Origin of the sequence: Agrobacterium genomosp. 2 str. CFBP 5494, assembly GCF_900013495.1 — a bacterium.
GTDB lineage: Bacteria > Pseudomonadota > Alphaproteobacteria > Rhizobiales > Rhizobiaceae > Agrobacterium > Agrobacterium pusense.
This window is the reverse complement of the sequence record NZ_LT009719.1, coordinates 523,730-540,744: the sequence shown is the minus strand read 5'-3', so window position 1 is coordinate 540,744 and position 17,015 is coordinate 523,730. Positions and strand designations below refer to the sequence as shown.

The window sequence follows — 17,015 nt, the reverse complement described above, 5'->3', positions numbered from 1 at the left end:
GTTGACAACCGGCATACCGGTATGCAAATGATTGCGCATTGGGAAGGAGGCTCCCGAAATGCAAAATATCAAGACCTGCGTCATCGTTGGTGCCGGAATGGTAGCGAAGACGCATGTGCTTGCCTGCGCGGCAAGCCCTGAAAAAATTCACCTGAAAGGCATAGTCGATGGTGGCTCCGGCCGCGCCAAGGCGCTGGCCGCCGAAGCCTCGAAAAACACCGGATATGAAGTTGCGGTTTATTCCTCAGTCGAGGAGGCGGCGCGCGATACGGATGTCGATTTCGCCATCATCGCAACACCGCCAAATGCCCGTATTGATATCGTCGGGAAACTGGCGAAAGCCGGCAAGCACATCCTGATGGAGAAGCCCGTCGCTCGCAATACGCAGGAAGCAGACGGTCTTGTTGCCCTTTGTCGCGAGGCAGGTGTTACTCTCGGCATCATCTTCCAGCACCGCATGCGGGCTGCATCGCAAAAAGCCCGTGAGCTCGTTGATGGCGGCACGCTCGGCGCACTAGGCCTCTGCGAAATCTCCGTGCCCTGGTGGCGGGCGCAATCCTATTACGACGAACCGGGTCGCGGCACGCTGGCGCGCGATGGCGGCGGCGTTCTGATCTCCCAGGCAATTCATACGATCGATCTGGCATTGAGCCTGACGGGGCCAGTGGCCCGTGTTCAGGCCATGGCTGCGACGACGCGGTTCCATCGCATGGAAACCGAAGATTATGTTTCTGCCGGACTGCGCTTCAAGAACGGTGCCGTTGGCTCGCTGGTGGCAAGCACCGCAAGTTTCCCCGGCGCTGCGGAATCGATCCTGCTGCACTTCGACAATGCCAGCCTGCGGCTCGCTTCGGGTCTGTTGCATCTCGACTGGCGCGATGGCCGGCAGGAGACTTTTGGCGGCGCGGCCGCTGGCACGGGCGGCGGCGCCGACCCCATGGCTTTCACGCATGGATGGCATCAGGGCGTCTTCGATGATTTCGCAGACGCCATCTCTTCAGGACGCGCGCCGGTCGTCACCGGTGAAGCGGCTCTTTTGTCTCACAGATTGATCGACGCGATCATCAACTCGGCCGACACCGGCAAGGAAGTGGAACTGCAGGATGAGTAAAGCAATCAAGTTCGTCGCTCTCGGGATTGAGCACCGGCACATTTTCGGCATGGCCCAGAACCTGCTGGATGCCGGCGCCGAATTTGCCGGCTGGTGGACGGAAGGCGAGCCCGATGTCGTGGAAGGCTTCGTCAAGCGCTTCCCGGATGTGCCGCGCGCAGCATCGAAAGAGGCGCTGCTGGCTGACGGCACCGTCGATCTCGTCGTGATCGCCGATATTCCCTCCAAGCGCGCCGATCTCGCGATTGCCGCCATGGAAGCCGGCAAGGATGTCATGTCCGACAAGCCCGGTTGCACCACATTCGAACAGCTCGACCGCCTGCGCCAGACGGTGGCAAAGACCAAGCGCATCTGGACCGTGGATTTCTCCGAGCGCTTCGAAGTGCCAAGCGTGACCAAGGCTGCTGAACTCGTTGCCCAGGGCGCCATCGGCCGCGTCATCCAGACTGTCGGCCTCGGCCCGCACCGCCTGAACCGCCAGATTCGCCCGAAGTGGTTCTTCGAGCGCGAAGCCTACGGTGGTATCATCACCGACATTGCCAGCCACCAGATCGACCAGTTCATGTTCTTCACCGGCTCGACCGAGGTTGAGATCGTGTCCGCCACCGTTGCCAATTACGCCAACCCGCACGATCCGGGTCTTCAGGATTTCGGCGAGGTCGTGCTGCGCGGCGACAAGGGTCACGGCTATATCCGCGTCGACTGGTATACACCGGATGCGTTGCCGACGTGGGGTGACGGCCGTCTGACCATCCTTGGCACCGAGGGTTACATCGAGCTGCGTAAATATGTTGACGTCGGCAACACCGAAGGCACTGATCGCCTCGTTCTCGTGAATGGCGACCGCTGCGAGTATATTGATGCTTCCGGTGCTGGCCTGCCCTATTTCGCCCGTATCTGCGACGATATCCGCAACCGCACCGAAACGGCAATGACGCAGGAACACGTCTTCAAGGTCTGCGACCTCTCGCTTCAGGCGCAGGCCAAGGCTGAGGGAGCCTCGAAATGATTGGTGTTGCCATCATCGGCGCCGGCATCGGCGCCCAACATCTGACCGGTTATCGGGCGCTGCCAAAGCGCTTCGTCGTCAAGGCGATCTGCGATCTCGATCTGGAGCGCGCCCACTCCGTCGCCGGCGATGATACCTCCATTCGTCTGACCACCGATCTCGATGAGGTTCTGGCCGATGAGAGCATCCAGCTGATCGACGTCTGCCTGCCGCCGCACCTGCATTTTCCGGTGACGCTGAAGGCGCATGCGGCGGGCAAGGACGTCGTCTGCGAAAAGCCGTTGGTTCGCTCTCTGGAAGAAGCCAATGCGCTGATCGACTCCGTCAAGAAGACCGGTCGCGGCGTGTTTCCCGTCTTCCAGTACCGCTTCGGACAGGCGATGCGGCAGATGCGCGCGCTCATCGATGCCGGTCTTGCCGGCAAGGCCTTCGTCGCGAGCTCGGAAGTCCATTGGAACCGTGGCGCGAGCTATTACGACATTCCCTGGCGCGGCACCTGGAAGGGTGAATGCGGCGGTGCAATCCTCGGTCATGCCATTCATGCCCATGATCTTCTCTGCCACGTCCTCGGTCCGGTCGAGGAAGTTTTCGCCATGGCCGATACGCGGGTCAACAAAATCGAAACCGAAGATTGCGCAGCACTCAGCTTCCGCATGAAAAGCGGTGCGCTCGCGACTAGCTCGGTCACGCTCGGCGCGGCCGAAGACACCTCGCGCCTTCGTTTCTGCTTCGAGGGCTTCACGGCGGAGAGCGGCACCTTGCCGTATCGTCCGGCGGAAGACACCTGGCGTTTTATCGCCCGCGCCCCGACGACACAGGATCAGATCGACGCCGTTCTGGCGACCGTAGCGGATGGCGAAAACGGCTTTGCCGGTTTTGTCGAAGCCATTGCCGACGCGATGGAAGGACGCGGCGGCAAGGAAGTGACGGTTCATGACGGCTTGCAGTCAATCGAACTCGTGACAGCCATCTACCGGTCCGTCCGGGAAGGAAAGCCGGTTCGTCTGTCCGACGCCGCCGAAGGTGAGTGGATCAAGGGCTGGGCTCCGAGCGCATCCGCAAAAGCATAATCATCTAACGGGAGGAAACCAGATGACCAGAAAATACAGCATGGCATTGGCGCTCGCCATTGGCGCGGCGTCCTTTGCCGGTGCCGCGCAGGCGGCCCAGGAAGTGCGCTTCACCTGCGCTTATGACGGTAACGGCTGCGAAATCCTGAAGGATATTCTCGCACGTTACGAAAAGCAGCATCCCGATGTGAAGATCGTCACCGATGTCGTGCCCTACAAGGCGCTGCTGGAAGGTCTGCCCGTGCAGCTCGCCGGCGGCAGCGGTCCTGACTTCGCAACCGTGACCGATCTTGGCGGTCTCAACCGCTATTATCTCGATCTGACGCCCTATGTGGACGCGAAATATTGGGAAGACAATTTCTCCAACGTGCTGAAATGGTACCGCAGCGGCCCTGACGACAAGGGCATCTACGGCATGCACACGCAGCTCACCATCACCGGCGCCTTCATCAATCGCACCCTGTTCGATCAGGCAAACGTCGCCGTTCCCGGCAAGGATGCAACGCTGGATGACTGGGCAAAGGCCGCCAATGCCGTAGCCAAGGCAACCGGCACGCCTTACCCGATGGCGATCGACCGTTCCGGCCACCGCATCGCCGGCCCGGCCATTTCTTACGGCGCGAAGATTTTCGACGCTGACGGGAAGCCGATCCTCGTCGATGAAGGCTTCACCACGTTCGTGAAGAAGTTCGTGGAGTGGAACAAGGACGGCACCATGGCGCGTGACGTCTGGGCCGGACAGGGCGGCAATACCTACCGCGACGCCGCGCAGGAATTCATCAACGGCCAGCTGGTCTATTATTATTCCGGCAGCTGGCAGACAGCGCGCTTCGACAGCCAGGTGGGCGATGCCTTTGACTGGGAAGTCGTGCCGCAGCCCTGCGGTGGCGCAGCCTGCACCGGCATGCCCGGCGGCACCGGCATCGTCGGTTTCAAGCAGACCAAAAACCCGAAGATCGTTGCCGACATCCTGAACTTCCTTGCTCAGGACGAGAACTATCTGGACTTTACGGTGCGCACCCGCAACGTTCCGGCCAACAAGTCGGTGGCTGACAAGGGCGTGACCTATACCGGTGCGACGCCTGCGACGCAGAAGGCCATGAATGCCTGGCTCGACCAGATCCCCGGTCTCAGCCCGATTGCCTACGCCTACCAGGGCTACAAGAACAACCGCGCCATGTTCAACATCTCAGTCCAGCGCATCACGCAGGCTATCGTCGGTGAAAGCACCGTTGATGAGGCCATGGCCCGTGCGAAGACGGACCTTGAGGAAGCGTTGAAACAGGCGAAGTGATCCATCGCCTTCCGGCGCGGCGCATGCCGCGCCGCGCCGGATCGAAGGAGGACCCTCATGTATAAATTTCTTGCGCCCGTCATGGGCATTGTCGAACTGCCCTTTTCCTTCCTGCAGAAGGTTCTTGGCCACAGGCGGATTGCGTGGGTGTTTCTGACGCCCAACCTGATCCTCTTTGCGGTCTTTGCCTTCCTGCCGATCCTGCTGAACATGGCCTATTCCGTGACCGGCAGCGAACACATATTGCTATCCGAGCGCCCTTCGGTGGGCGGCGAAAACTTTTCGGTCCTTCTTTCCTGTCAGAATTATCTCGACCCCAATTCCTGTGCGCGCGATCTCTTCTGGCGTTCCGTCTGGAACACGCTGTTCTTCGTCGTGCTGCAGGTGGGTTTCATGGTCGGCTTTTCGCTGATCACGGCCATCGTGCTCAACCGCGATATCCGGGCGCGCGGCTTTTTCCGTGCGGTGTTCTTCTTCCCTGTTTTGCTGTCGCCTGTCGTCGTGGCCTTGATCTGGAAGTGGATACTCCAGCGTTTCGGCGTTCTCAATGCGGCGATGGAAGGCCTGGGCCTCGGTTCGGTGGACTGGCTGCTCGAGGCCAATCTTGCCTTCGGCTGGTCGGTCTTCCTGTCGGTCTGGGCGCATATGGGTTTTTACACGCTCATTCTCCTCGCCGGCCTTCAGGCGATCCCGCGCGATGTCTACGAGGCGGCGCAGCTGGACAAGGCAAGCCCATGGCGCATCTTCCGGCGCATCACCCTGCCGCTGCTTGCGCCCACCATGCTCGTCGTTCTCGTCCTGTCGGTCATCAAGGGCGTGCAGACTTTCGATGAAGTCTTTGCCTTTACCGGCGGTGGCCCGGGTTCGGCGACGACCTTCATCATTCAATTCATCTATCAGACCGGCTTTGCCGGGACGCCCCGGAATTTCGGACTTGCGGCTGCCGCTTCGCTGCTGCTCGCCGTGGTGCTCGTGGTGCTGACCGCCCTGCAATTCCGGGCAAACAGGAGCAAGGTCGATGGCTAGGATTGGCGCATTTCTGACCCGTACCCGCGGCCGTAACGGCAAGCTGCATTGGACCGACTGGCTGTCCTACGCCTATCTCGGCGTGGCCGTGCTGATGATGTTCGGTCCTGTCGTTTGGCTGGTGCTCTCGTCGTTCAAGACGGAAGCCGATCTCCAGCGCTTTCCGCCACGGCTGCTGCCCTATAGCCAGGAAACCGTGGTGGTTGACGGGCAGCCAAATCCGCTGCCGGCCTATGTCGACAAGGATGGCCGCAAGCTCGGCATGATCAGGCGTATCGGCCTCGTGGCGCAGGTGGTTGATCCCGCCAAGCCGGCGGAAGTGCTGAAGATGCAGTTCAACGAGCTGAAGCCGGCTGAAAAGGTGGCGCTCGCGACGGAAAACTACACCGAGCTTTTCCAGCGCTTCAATTTCCCGCTCTATTTCTGGAACTCGACCTTCATCACGGTCACCTCGACCATCATCATGCTGATCGTCAATTCCATGGCGGCCTTCGCGCTCTCGAAATATCAGTTCAAGGGCAGGGGCGCCGTGCTGGCGCTGGTGGTCGGTACGCTTATGATCCCGCAGACCGTCGTGCTTGTGCCGTTGTTTCTCATCACCAGCCAGCTCGGTTTGATCAACAGTCTCTGGGGCGTCATCATTCCCGGTGCGGCGACACCCACGGGCGTCTTCCTGCTGCGGCAATACATGCTGACGATACCGGACGAGATCCTCGATGCGGCGCGCATGGACAAGGCCAGCGAGTGGAAAATCTACTGGCGCATCATCCTGCCGCTCTCGGCACCCGCGCTCGCGGTTCTCGCGATCCTTGCGATCATGTGGCGCTGGAACGACTTCCTCTGGCCGCTGATCGTGCTGACCCGCAACGACAACTTCACCCTGCAGCTGGCACTTAACTCCTTCCAGGGCGAGATGACGACGGAATGGAGCAATCTTCTGGCCATGACGGTGCTGACACTCGCCCCGATCGCGCTGGTCTTCATGTTCCTGCAAAAATATATCGCCACCGGCATTGCGTCCACGGGCGGCAAATAATCCTCAGGGAGGAAATACGACAATGGCAAGTATAGAGCTTCGTCAGGTCAAAAAAACATATGGCGCCCTCGATGTGATCAAAGGCGTTGATCTCGATATCAAGCACGGCGAATTCTGCGTGTTCGTCGGCCCTTCCGGCTGTGGCAAGTCCACCCTGCTGCGCATGATCTCCGGCCTTGAAGAGTTGAGCGGCGGCGATATCGTCATCGGCGGTGATGTGGTCAATACGGTGCCGGCTGCGGACCGCGGCCTTGCGATGGTGTTCCAGTCCTACGCGCTTTATCCGCATATGACAGTGCGCGAAAACCTCTCTTTCGGGCTTGAGAATATCGGCACGCCAAAGAAGGAGATCGCCGAGAAGATCGCGCAGGTTGCCAAGATGCTGCAGATCGACCAGCTTCTGGAGCGTCGCCCCAAGGACCTGTCGGGCGGTCAGCGCCAGCGCGTCGCCATCGGCCGCGCCGTGGTGCGGGAACCTCGCGTGTTCCTCTTCGACGAACCGCTTTCCAACCTTGATGCGGAACTGCGCGTCGATATGCGCGGTGAGATTTCCAGTCTGCATCGGCGGCTCGGCAACACCATGATCTACGTCACGCATGATCAGGTGGAAGCCATGACCATGGCCGACAAGATCGCCGTTTTGCGGGCTGGTAAACTCGAACAATTTGGCGTGCCGCTCGACCTTTACAACCGCCCGGCCAATCTCTTCGTGGCAGGCTTTATCGGCTCTCCGAAAATGAACTTTTTCGCAGGCGAAGTGTCTTCGGACGCGACACCTGCGCTTAAAATCGCGACGGGCGAGACTATCCCGCTGCCACAGACCGGCTTTGCCTATAAGCCCGGCCAGAAGGTGACGCTCGGCGTACGCCCGAACCATGTGGAGCCGGGCGAGGGCGGCGCGTTGACCATGTCGGTGCGCACGGCGGAACAGCTGGGCGGCGAGTCCTATCTCTACGGTAATCTCGGTGACGGCACTCCTGTAACGCTGCATCTTTCCGGCCAGACCTCGACATCGGCGGGCGAAGTCATCCGCCTGTCGGCGCCACTTCAACACGTCCACCTTTTCGACACGACGAGCGGGCTGACGCTCCGGCAGGACTGACAGCCTTAGGCACCACCCGCAACGTAGGACCAATGACATGACCGATAAAAAACTCCGCTCCGACCGCTGGTTCGCTCCCGACGACCTGCGCAGCTTCGGCCACCGCTCGCGCATGATGCAGCTGGGGTATGCGGAGGAGGATTTTATCGGCAAACCCGTCATCGGCATCCTCAACACCTGGTCGGAGCTCAACACCTGTCATTCGCACTTTCCAGAGCGCGTGCAGGATGTGAAACGCGGCGTGTTGCAGGCTGGCGGCTTCCCCGTCGAAATGCCGTCGCTTTCCGTGGATGAGAGCTTCACCAAGCCGACATCGATGCTTTATCGCAACATGCTGGCGATGGAGACGGAAGAAATGATCCGCTCGCATCCGCTGGATGGTGTGGTGCTGATGGGCGGTTGCGACAAGACGACGCCGGGCCTCGTCATGGGTGCGATCTCGGCCGGTGTGCCGATGATCTATCTGCCCGCCGGCCCGATGCTGAGCGGAAATTATGCCGGCAAGGTGCTGGGCTCGGGTTCGGACGCCTGGAAATATTGGGATGAGCGCCGCGCAGGCAATGTTACGGACGAGGAATGGCGTGGCGTGCAGGGCGGCATTGCCCGTTCTGCCGGTGTGTGCATGACGATGGGCACGGCCTCGACCATGACGGCCATTGCCGACGCGCTCGGCATCACCCTGCCGGGTGCCTCCTCCATTCCGGCAGTCGATTCCGAACATCAGCGCATGTCCGCGGCCTGTGGTCGCCGCATTGTCGAGATGGTGTCGGAAGATCTGACCCCTAACCTTATTCTGACGGCGGCAGCGTTCCGCAATGCCGCCATCGTCGCCATGGCGACGGGTTGTTCCACCAATGCCGTCGTCCACCTCATCGCCATGGCGCGCCGCGCCGGCGTGCCGATGACGCTGGATGAGCTGGACGAACTTGGCCGCGTTACACCGCTCATCGCCAATGTCCGCCCCTCCGGCAAGAACTATCTGATGCAGGACTTCTTTTACGCCGGTGGCCTGAGGGCGCTGATGAAGCAGCTGGAAAGTCGTCTCGACTGTTCCGTGCTGACCGTGACTGGCCGCAGCATGGGCGAAAACCTTGAGGGTGCAAAGGTCTACAACGACGACGTCATCCGCTCGCTGGACAATCCCGTCTATGCGGAAGGCTCTCTTGCCGTGCTGCGCGGCAATCTCTGCCCTGACGGTGCCGTCATAAAGCCCGCCGCCTGCGACCCCAAACTCCATATACATCAGGGTCCGGCGCTGGTGTTTGACAGCTACCCTGAAATGAAAGCCGCCATCGACGATGAAAATCTCGATGTGACGCCCGATCATGTGCTGGTGCTGCGCAATGCCGGTCCGCTCGGCGGCCCCGGCTTCCCGGAATGGGGCATGCTGCCCATTCCAAAGGCGCTGATCAAAAAAGGGCACCGCGATATGCTGCGCATCTCAGACGCCCGCATGTCCGGCACGTCCTACGGTGCCTGCGTACTGCATGTCGCACCGGAAAGCTTCGTTGGCGGTCCCTTGGCGCTCCTGAAAACGGGCGATATCGTCCGCCTCGACCTGCCGCAGCGTCGTCTCGACATGCTGGTCAGCGAAGAGGAAATCGCTCAGCGCCGGGCGGCATGGCAAGCGCCTGCGCCGCGTTATGAACGTGGGTACGGCTATCTCTTCTCCAAGCACGTGACGCAGGCCGACCAGGGTTGCGACTTCGACTTCCTGCAGACGGATTTTGGCCGTTCCGCCGGCGAGCCCGATATTTTCTAAGAGGCCCATCATGTTGAAGCGATTGCTCATCACCGGTGCCGGCGGCAAGCTGGGCAGCATGTTGCGCGGGCGGCTTGGCCATGTTGCCGAAACCATCCGTCTTTCTGATGTGGTTGATCTCGGTTCGCCAGCGCCTCACGAAGAGTTCGTCCACTGCGCGCTGGAGGATGAGCAGGCAGTTTACGATCTGGTCAAGGATTGCGACGGCATCGTCCATCTCGGCGGAGTTTCCGTAGAAAGGGCGTTTGATCCCATCGAGGCTGCCAATCTGCGTGGTGTCTACAATCTCTACGAGGCGGCGAGGGCGCACGGCAAACCTCGCATCCTGTTCGCGTCCAGCAACCACACGATCGGCTATTACCCGCAGGGGCAGCAGCTTGGTCCGGAGACACCCTTTCAGCCGGATGGCCTTTACGGCGTCTCGAAGATTTTTGGCGAGGCAATGGCAAGCCTCTACCATTCCAAATTCGGACAGGAGACGGCTATCGTGCGTATCGGCTCCTGTGACGAGAAACCCACGAACTGGCGCATGTTGTCGACCTGGCTCAGCTACGGTGACTTCGTGTCTCTGATCGAGGCCACCTTCCGCGTGCCGAAACTCGGATGCCCGGTTATCTGGGGCGTTTCGGCCAATGACGAGAGCTGGTGGGATAATTCCCATGTCGATTTTCTCGGCTGGCAGCGGCGCGACAATGCCGCGCGTTACCGGGCCGAAATCGAGCGCGACGTCCCGCGCCCCGGCCCCGAGGCAGCGATCGCAAAATATCAGGGTGGCGTCTTCATCGACGAGCCCATTCACAGGACTTGAAACACATCCATCCGGCCATTGCGAGGAAACAGACATGAACAATGAAACGCGCGAAAAACTGATGACGATTTCCGTCGCCACGCTAGCGACAGCGCTTTACAAGCGCGGCCTGCGAAACCAGGTCATTCAGGGCGTTCGCCCGCTGGGCTACAAGGGCAAGAACATGGTGGGCCCGGCCTTTACCCTGCGCTACATGCCGGCCCGCGAGGATCGCAACCAGCTCGTAGAATTCCGCAATCCCGCCCATCCGCAGCGTGTTGCCATCGAAACCTGCCCGCCGGGCCACGTGCTTGTCATGGACAGCCGCAAGGACGCCTCTGCCGCCTCGGCCGGCGATATTCTGGTGACGCGTCTGATGGTTCGCGGTGGTGCGGGCATCGTTTCCGATGGCGGTTTCCGGGATGCGGCCACCATTGCCGAACTGGACATTCCGGCCTACCACACCCGCCCTTCGAGCCCCACCAATCTGACCAAACACGAGGCCATCGAGATCAACGGCCCCATCGGCTGCGGCGATGCACCGGTGTTTCCCGGCGACATCATCGTGGGTGACGCCGATTGCGTCATCGTCATCCCCGCCGGCATTGCCGATGAAGTGGCGACGGAAGCGGTTGAAATGACAGCCTATGAGGATTTCGTGGTAGAGCAGGTCAAGGCCGGCCAGACGATCATCGGCCTTTACCCCTGCACCAAGGAAGAGCACCAGACGGCCTTTGCCGAATGGCGCAAGAAGAATAACCGCTGAGCCTCATAACCAGCCCAGTGCTTTCGCCGCGCGGATCGCCTCCGCGCGGCGTTTGCAATCCAGCTTGCGGAACAGGTTGCCAAGGTGAAACTTCACCGTCACTTCCGAGATGTTGAGCGTCTGAGCAATCTTCTTGTTCGACATGCCGCTGGCCAATAGCTGCAGCATCTGTGCTTCCCGTTGAGAAAGGCCGCCATGCAGCGCCCGGGCCTGCGGTGAGTTCACCGAGGCGGCGAAAATAGACAGCGCGGTGCGGACATCGGATGAGGTTTCGATGAAACTGCGGATGCGGCGATTGTTGAGAAGCGGCGAAAGGAAGACGCGTTCTTCCGACAGCACACCGTTGCAGCCAAGGCGGGTCGCCGATTCAAGCGCGGTGAGTATATGCGCGCGGGCGGCGGCGTTGTCACGGCGCTGGTGCGCGGCATAGCTCTGCCAGATTCTCAATGCGACCTTCTCGCGATTGGTGACCTTTGGATTGGCGATCATCGCATCGATTTGCCGGGAGAGATAGGCGCGGGGTGTGAACAGATGCACCGCATCGCGCAGCCAGGCCATGACATAGGCGATTTCATCACGACGTGTCAGGCGGGAGAGGTCTTCGTGGGCGCTCTCCACCCAGTTACGGCCCATGGGCATGCGAACTGCTGAAAGCGTCGCTGCGGCATCTGCCCAACGGTTGGCGTTCTGATAGGCGATGGCCGTTCTGATCTCCATCATCGCATGAAACTGCAACCCCTCCGACAGATGAATCCAGAGTCCGTCCAGAAAACCCGGGCGAACGGTCATCGGAAAATGGTCGATCAGCACCTGCGAGGCGTAATGCAGTGCAAACTGCATCAGACTCGGCCAGATTTCGGCGGCGGCGAAATGATCAAAATCATGTTCGACGAAATGCAGCAGGTCGCGCGGTTTTCCGGCCTCATAGGCAAGGCAGGCTTCCGCCAGTCGCAGCATCCGGAACTCCTGCATGGCATCATGCGGCACCTGTTCCAGCCGTGCGCGCGCCTCCTGCGCCGCCCGGCGCGCCAGAAGCACATCGCCGCTCATCAGCCGCAGCACGATCTGGTGCAGATGGATGAAGAATTCGAGCAGAGGCTGCCCGCCCATCTTGCGCAGATAGATAAGCGCGCGGGCGGCGGCCGCCTCTGCCTCGCGGAAATTGCGACGGCGGATTTCGAATTCAAGCAGCGCATTGTAATAGGCCGCCCATTTCCCGTGATCGTCCATGGGGTAATCCGCCATGAACTCGCCAAGCCGCGTTATCACCGCGTCATTGGGCGTCAGGTCCTCGGCGATCATCAGGTTCAGCCGGAAGGTGCGGGCTGCGAAGGAAAACCGCGAGCCGCGGGCTAGCACCTTCAGCGGGTCAAGGTAATCCGAGCCGAGGCTTTTGCCGAGCAGATGGCGCACGCGCTGCAATTCGCCCTGTTTCAGCAAGGCGCGGGTAACCGCGAAAAGGACGGTTTCATTGGAGGTGATCATATCCTGCGAAAACCGCATGATGATTTCGCGAAACCTGTCGACGCTGCTTCGGTAGATCAGTTCCCGCCCATGGGCGCGTTCGAGGATTTGCGCGGCATGGGTCTCGTAACCGCGATCGAGCAGCATCGCCATGGCTGCGAGCGAATGCCCTGCCTTTTCGAAGGCCGAGGCGACCTCCACCACGGCGCTGCCGGCCTGCAAGGTGGCGAGGCGTTCTCTTGCCGCGACCGTTAGGAGCCGTATCAGTGTGTGGTGATTGTCGGGTTTTCCCGTCAGAAAGGGCGGCAGAAGCATGGCCCAGTCAGCATCTGGGGCGGCGGAAGGGTTTTCGAGCCAGAAGGAAAGTTCGACGGTCTGGGCGGGCGTGAGATGGGGCAGATAGCTTTCGCGCAGATAGTCGGCGCATAACGTGTCATCCGGCAGGCGCGCCAGCGAAAGAAAGGCCGGCCATCCCGCGTAATCCTCGAGCGCCAGCCGTCGTTGCCCGGGTGGAAGGTCGTCCGCCTCATCTGACCGCAAGGCGAGTTCTTCCGGTCCTATGGTGAGCGAGCCGTGATGCAGGATGTGACGCGCCATGCCGCTGATCCTCTGGTCCGGCCGGCAGGCGATGACGACGAAACGCACCGACTCCAGAATGGGGGCTGGCATGCGTACCGCCCTTGCAAAAACTGGAATGTCCCACAGCAGGTTGCCATTGACCGCGTTATCGCTTTGCGGCTGGTGCGTGCGGCATATCTGAGCTCCGAGCTCCTTTGCCAGCGTCTCCAGCAATACGCTTTTTCCCGCACCCGCCGGTGCGCGCAGAAACACCACGCCCGCGGTTTCGCTGGCAATGCGATTGCAGAGGTGGGGCCGGGGCAGAAGCATCATGGGAAAGGGATAGGATATCGGTTTCAAAAAACCTATACTCATTCTTTAAAAAACTATACCTTTCAGCGATTGTTCGAATGGCCATGTGGTGAAAACTTGTGCTCAGGCAACCGATGCACAAGGAACGTTCCACCGATGCAGCAACATCCGCTGGTCGCGATTTTGAACAGGCTCGGCACCTTCGTGCTGGTCATGATCGCCCTGTCCATCATGATTTTCGTGCTGGCCCGCGTGGTGCCGGGAGATCCCGCCCGCATGGCGCTGGGGCCGGCTGCAACGCAAGACCAGGTGGATGCGTTGCGCGGGCAGATGGGCCTCGACAAGCCGCTCGCCGTTCAATATCTCGATTATATCGGCAATGCATTGCATGGTGATCTGGGCTTCTCGCTGGTTTCGCAGCGCCCCGTTACAACCGATCTGGCGCAGACTGTTCCCGCGACCGTCGAGCTGGTGCTGGTCGCGGTCATCTTCATGTTCCTCGTCGCCATCCCGCTCGGCGTCATCACGGCGCATTATCGCGACCGGCCGCTGGATCATATCGGTCGCATCCTGTCGCTTACCGGGGTCACGATCCCAAGCTTTCTCTTCGCCATCACGCTGCAATTGCTGGCAGCGCGCTTTCTCTCCGGCTGGCCGATCATCGGCAGGCTCGATCATTCGCTTGGCTGGCAGGGCGGCCCCACCGGTTTCATCCTTGTCGACGGCATGCTGGCCGGACGTTTCGACGTCGTGCTCGATGCGTTGAAGCATCTCGCGCTTCCGGCCTTTGCGCTTTCCATGGCCGGCATCGGCCAGATCACCCGCATCACGCGCTCCTCTATGATCGAGAACCAGCGCAAGGACCATGTGCTGACCCTGCAAAGCTTCGGCGTGCCGGAGCGGGTCATCATCTTCCGTTACCTGCTGAAGCTCTCTTCCATCGCGCCGCTGACGATCATGGGTCTCGAATTCGCGTCGCTGATCGGCAATGCCTTCGTGATCGAGATGGTCTTCGCCTGGGGTGGTTTTGCTTCCTACGGGCTCAACGCCATCCTGCAGAAAGACCTCAACGCCGTGACCGCCGTGGTGCTGGTGGCCGGTCTGTTCTTCATCGTTGCGAACCTGATCGTGGATGTCCTGATCTCGATCATCGACCCGCGTCTGCGCCGCAAGGAGGCTCGCTGATGGCCGATATGAAAATGCTCGAACCCACTGATCGGGGCTTAAGCGCCGGTTACATGATGTGGTATCGCTTCAGCCGCAATCCGGCGGCGGTCATCGGCTCGTTGATCCTTCTGTCGGTGCTGGTACTGGCGGTCTTCGCACCCTGGCTTACGCCCTATCCGAAACATATCGGCGCGGTTGTCGATTTCCGCGCCCGCCATATGCCGCCGGATCTGGAACACTGGTTCGGCACCGACAAGGCCGGTCGCGATATCTTTTCCCGCACCATCTTCGGGCTCCGCGTCTCGCTGCTTCTCGTCATCGGCGTGCTCGGCATTTCCGTTCCGGTCGGAACTGTGCTTGGCCTGATCGCCGGTTATTTCGGCGGCTGGACCGAAAAACTCATCAGCGGCCTGACGAATGTGATGCTGGCCATGCCGCCGCTAGTCATGGCGCTCGCGGTCTCCAACCTGCTGGAACCGACACTGATGAACGCCATGATCGCGATCACGCTGCTGTGGTGGACCTGGCATGCGCGGCTGATCTATTCGGTATCGAAGTCCATCGCTTCGGAAGATTACATCGAGGCGGCACGTCTTGCCGGTGGAGGCCCGTTACACATCCTCTTCCGCGAAATACTGCCCAACTGCGTTTCGGTCATTTCGGTCAAGACGACGCTCGATGCCGCCTTCGTCATTCTGTTCGGCGCGACGCTGAGCTTCCTGGGTTTCGGCGTCAAGCCGCCGACGCCTGACCTTGGATCGATGGTCGCCGACGGGCGCCAGTTCATGCCGGATTTCTGGTGGGAAGTGCTCTGCCCCGGCGCGGCCGTGCTTTACGTGACGCTGGGTTTCAATCTGCTGGGCGACGGCCTGCGCGACATGTTCGACGTGGAAAGCTAAGGCCATGACTGAACCGCTTCTCAAGGTCGAAAACCTCAACGTCACCTTCACCAATTACGGCCGCACCCGGCAGGTGCTGCGCGATGTCGCCTTCACGGTTGCCGCCGGCGAACGCGTGGCGTTGATCGGCGAAACCGGGTCGGGCAAATCCGTCACGGCCAAGGCTATCATCGGCACTTTGCCAAAAAACGCCGCGATCACATCAGGTGCCATCTTCATCGATGGCCGGGATGTGCTGTCCATGCCACGCAGGGAGCGTGAGGCCCTGAAGGGGACCGCCTTTTCACTGATCATGCAGGACCCACTCTCCTCCTTCAATCCGGTCTTCAAGATCGGCACACATCTCGATGATGTCATGCGCTTCGCCGACAAGCGCGATGGAATCAACTCGTCCAAGGCCGAGCGTCGCAACCGCATAGCTGCCGTTCTGCGCCGGGTGCAGCTTGCCGACACCGAGCGGGTGATGAACGCCTATCCGTCCGAACTTTCGGGCGGCATGCGCCAGCGCGTGTTGATCGGGCTTGCCCTGCTGCATCAGCCGAAGCTCCTGATCGCGGACGAGCCGGGCACGGCACTTGATGTGACGACGCAGGATGAAATCCTCAATCTCATCAACCAGCTGGTCGCCGAAGAAAACATGGCGCTCTTGATGATCACCCACAATCTCGGCGTCGTACGCAAGGTGGCGGATCGGGTCGTGGTCATGCATCACGGCGATATCGTCGAGACCGGACCCTGCACGCAAATCCTCCATAGCCCTGCCAAGGATTATACGCGCTCGCTTCTCGATGCCGTGCCTCCGCTTTATGGCCCGCGCGTCACCGATCTGGCGCAGAGCACGCGTTCGCCCATCGTCACCATCGAAGGGCTGAACAAGATTTATGGTCGGCGCAACGGTTATCACGCCGTGCGGGATGTGAATCTGACGCTCAAGGAAGGCGAGGTATTCGGCCTGGCCGGTGAATCCGGCTCCGGCAAAACTTCCGTCGCCCGTATGATCATGGGCCTTTCGCGCCCGACCTCCGGCAATCTTGTCATTGACGCTCCCGCGCCTGCGCGCGGCAAGCGATTGACGCAGATCGTCTATCAAAACCCGGGCACCTCGCTTAATCCGAAGCGCACGGTGAAACAGACGCTTGCCCTGCCGCTGAAATCCATCGGCATGGATAGGCAGGCGCGGGAAAACCGCATGCAGGAACTGATGGGGCTGGTGCGGCTGCCGCAATCCTATCTCGGCAAATATCCGCATGAGCTGTCCGGCGGCCAGAAGCAGCGTGTGGCGATTGCCCGGGCGTTGGCGGCCGAGCCGAAAATTCTCATCCTCGATGAGCCAACGGCCGCACTCGATGTCTCCGTGCAGAAGACGGTTATCGACCTTCTGCTGCAGCTGCGTGAGGAGCTTGGCCTGACCTATCTGATGATCTCGCACGACCTGTCGCTGATGCGCAATTTCTGTTCGCGCATCGCCATCATGCTGCGGGGCGAGATTGTCGAAGAGGGCGTGACGTCGGCGGTCTTTGCCGAACCGGCCCATCCCTATACCCGCGCCCTGATCGCGGTCATCCCCGTCGTCACCGACGACGAAGAACGTCTCAAACCCACGGTGACCGAGGAAGAGCGCATGCGCTTCCTCGTCAGAACGACCGATTGAT

14 protein-coding genes are annotated in these 17,015 nt (G+C 60.6%); 13 read left to right on the top strand and 1 reads right to left on the bottom strand.

Features of this window, described 5'->3' with window-relative positions:
- The first annotated feature begins 58 nt into the window (after positions 1–58).
- Genes AGR2A_RS17315 through AGR2A_RS17270 form a run of 10 tightly spaced genes read left to right on the top strand, consistent with a single transcriptional unit; the run spans position 59 to position 10,963 of the window.
- Positions 59–1,111, top strand: coding sequence for a Gfo/Idh/MocA family protein (locus AGR2A_RS17315; protein WP_072493614.1), 1,053 nt, complete (start codon positions 59–61; stop codon positions 1,109–1,111).
- On the top strand, positions 1,104–2,120 hold the full coding sequence (locus AGR2A_RS17310; protein ID WP_034498321.1) for a Gfo/Idh/MocA family protein: 1,017 nt from the start codon (positions 1,104–1,106) through the stop codon (positions 2,118–2,120). The genes AGR2A_RS17315 and AGR2A_RS17310 overlap by 8 nt, the downstream gene beginning before the upstream one ends.
- The gene (locus AGR2A_RS17305) at positions 2,117–3,190 is read left to right on the top strand and encodes a Gfo/Idh/MocA family protein (protein WP_072493613.1); all 1,074 of its coding nucleotides are present in this window, start codon (positions 2,117–2,119) and stop codon (positions 3,188–3,190) included. Before AGR2A_RS17310 ends, AGR2A_RS17305 begins: the two co-directional genes overlap by 4 nt.
- A 22-nt stretch (positions 3,191–3,212) precedes the next feature.
- Entirely contained in the window at positions 3,213–4,484 is a 1,272-nt protein-coding gene (locus AGR2A_RS17300; protein WP_004438356.1) for an ABC transporter substrate-binding protein, read from the top strand.
- Positions 4,485–4,541: 57 nt separating this feature from the next.
- The gene (locus AGR2A_RS17295; RefSeq protein ID WP_004438359.1) at positions 4,542–5,510 is read left to right on the top strand and encodes a carbohydrate ABC transporter permease; all 969 of its coding nucleotides are present in this window, start codon (positions 4,542–4,544) and stop codon (positions 5,508–5,510) included.
- A complete protein-coding gene (locus tag AGR2A_RS17290) occupies positions 5,503–6,546 on the top strand; it encodes a carbohydrate ABC transporter permease (RefSeq protein WP_037091040.1) in 1,044 nt (347 codons plus the stop codon). The genes AGR2A_RS17295 and AGR2A_RS17290 overlap by 8 nt, the downstream gene beginning before the upstream one ends.
- A gap of 22 nt (positions 6,547–6,568) precedes the next feature.
- Positions 6,569–7,648, top strand: a complete 1,080-nt coding sequence (locus AGR2A_RS17285) for an ABC transporter ATP-binding protein (RefSeq protein ID WP_072493612.1) — start codon at positions 6,569–6,571, stop codon at positions 7,646–7,648.
- 37 nt (positions 7,649–7,685) lie between these two features.
- Positions 7,686–9,410 carry an L-arabinonate dehydratase gene (araD, locus tag AGR2A_RS17280; RefSeq protein WP_034498313.1) on the top strand — a complete coding sequence of 575 codons (1,725 nt, stop codon included), beginning with the start codon at positions 7,686–7,688 and terminating at the stop codon, positions 9,408–9,410.
- A gap of 10 nt (positions 9,411–9,420) precedes the next feature.
- The gene (locus tag AGR2A_RS17275; protein ID WP_072493611.1) at positions 9,421–10,218 is read left to right on the top strand and encodes an NAD-dependent epimerase/dehydratase family protein; all 798 of its coding nucleotides are present in this window, start codon (positions 9,421–9,423) and stop codon (positions 10,216–10,218) included.
- Between the two features lie 34 nt (positions 10,219–10,252).
- On the top strand, positions 10,253–10,963 hold the full coding sequence (locus tag AGR2A_RS17270) for a ribonuclease activity regulator RraA (RefSeq protein WP_003506768.1): 711 nt from the start codon (positions 10,253–10,255) through the stop codon (positions 10,961–10,963).
- A gap of 3 nt (positions 10,964–10,966) precedes the next feature.
- Here AGR2A_RS17270 and AGR2A_RS17265 read toward each other — a convergent pair whose 3' ends face one another.
- Positions 10,967–13,318, bottom strand: coding sequence for a helix-turn-helix transcriptional regulator (locus tag AGR2A_RS17265; protein ID WP_072493610.1), 2,352 nt, complete (start codon positions 13,316–13,318; stop codon positions 10,967–10,969).
- A gap of 135 nt (positions 13,319–13,453) precedes the next feature.
- Between AGR2A_RS17265 and AGR2A_RS17260 the strand changes: the two genes are divergently transcribed.
- Genes AGR2A_RS17260 through nikE form a run of 3 tightly spaced genes read left to right on the top strand, consistent with a single transcriptional unit; the run spans position 13,454 to position 17,014 of the window.
- Positions 13,454–14,482, top strand: a complete 1,029-nt coding sequence (locus AGR2A_RS17260) for an ABC transporter permease (protein WP_072493609.1) — start codon at positions 13,454–13,456, stop codon at positions 14,480–14,482.
- On the top strand, positions 14,482–15,363 hold the full coding sequence (locus AGR2A_RS17255) for an ABC transporter permease (RefSeq protein ID WP_072493608.1): 882 nt from the start codon (positions 14,482–14,484) through the stop codon (positions 15,361–15,363). Before AGR2A_RS17260 ends, AGR2A_RS17255 begins: the two co-directional genes overlap by 1 nt.
- Before the next feature lie 4 nt (positions 15,364–15,367).
- The gene (gene nikE, locus AGR2A_RS17250; RefSeq protein WP_072493607.1) at positions 15,368–17,014 is read left to right on the top strand and encodes a nickel ABC transporter ATP-binding protein NikE; all 1,647 of its coding nucleotides are present in this window, start codon (positions 15,368–15,370) and stop codon (positions 17,012–17,014) included.
- Position 17,015: the final 1 nt, after the last annotated feature.

Excerpts from the sequence above, each read along its gene's own strand:
- AGR2A_RS17315 (WP_072493614.1), top strand. The coding sequence starts at position 59 with ATGCAAAATATCAAGACCTGCGTCATCGTTGGTGCCGGAATGGTAGCG.
- AGR2A_RS17310 (WP_034498321.1), top strand. The coding sequence starts at position 1,104 with ATGAGTAAAGCAATCAAGTTCGTCGCTCTCGGGATTGAGCACCGGCAC.
- AGR2A_RS17305 (WP_072493613.1), top strand. The coding sequence starts at position 2,117 with ATGATTGGTGTTGCCATCATCGGCGCCGGCATCGGCGCCCAACATCTG.
- AGR2A_RS17300 (WP_004438356.1), top strand. The coding sequence starts at position 3,213 with ATGACCAGAAAATACAGCATGGCATTGGCGCTCGCCATTGGCGCGGCG.
- AGR2A_RS17295 (WP_004438359.1), top strand. The coding sequence starts at position 4,542 with ATGTATAAATTTCTTGCGCCCGTCATGGGCATTGTCGAACTGCCCTTT.
- AGR2A_RS17290 (WP_037091040.1), top strand. The coding sequence starts at position 5,503 with ATGGCTAGGATTGGCGCATTTCTGACCCGTACCCGCGGCCGTAACGGC.
- AGR2A_RS17285 (WP_072493612.1), top strand. The coding sequence starts at position 6,569 with ATGGCAAGTATAGAGCTTCGTCAGGTCAAAAAAACATATGGCGCCCTC.
- araD (WP_034498313.1), top strand. The coding sequence starts at position 7,686 with ATGACCGATAAAAAACTCCGCTCCGACCGCTGGTTCGCTCCCGACGAC.
- AGR2A_RS17275 (WP_072493611.1), top strand. The coding sequence starts at position 9,421 with ATGTTGAAGCGATTGCTCATCACCGGTGCCGGCGGCAAGCTGGGCAGC.
- AGR2A_RS17270 (WP_003506768.1), top strand. The coding sequence starts at position 10,253 with ATGAACAATGAAACGCGCGAAAAACTGATGACGATTTCCGTCGCCACG.
- AGR2A_RS17265 (WP_072493610.1), bottom strand. The coding sequence starts at position 13,318 with ATGATGCTTCTGCCCCGGCCCCACCTCTGCAATCGCATTGCCAGCGAA.
- AGR2A_RS17260 (WP_072493609.1), top strand. The coding sequence starts at position 13,454 with ATGCAGCAACATCCGCTGGTCGCGATTTTGAACAGGCTCGGCACCTTC.
- AGR2A_RS17255 (WP_072493608.1), top strand. The coding sequence starts at position 14,482 with ATGGCCGATATGAAAATGCTCGAACCCACTGATCGGGGCTTAAGCGCC.
- nikE (WP_072493607.1), top strand. The coding sequence starts at position 15,368 with ATGACTGAACCGCTTCTCAAGGTCGAAAACCTCAACGTCACCTTCACC.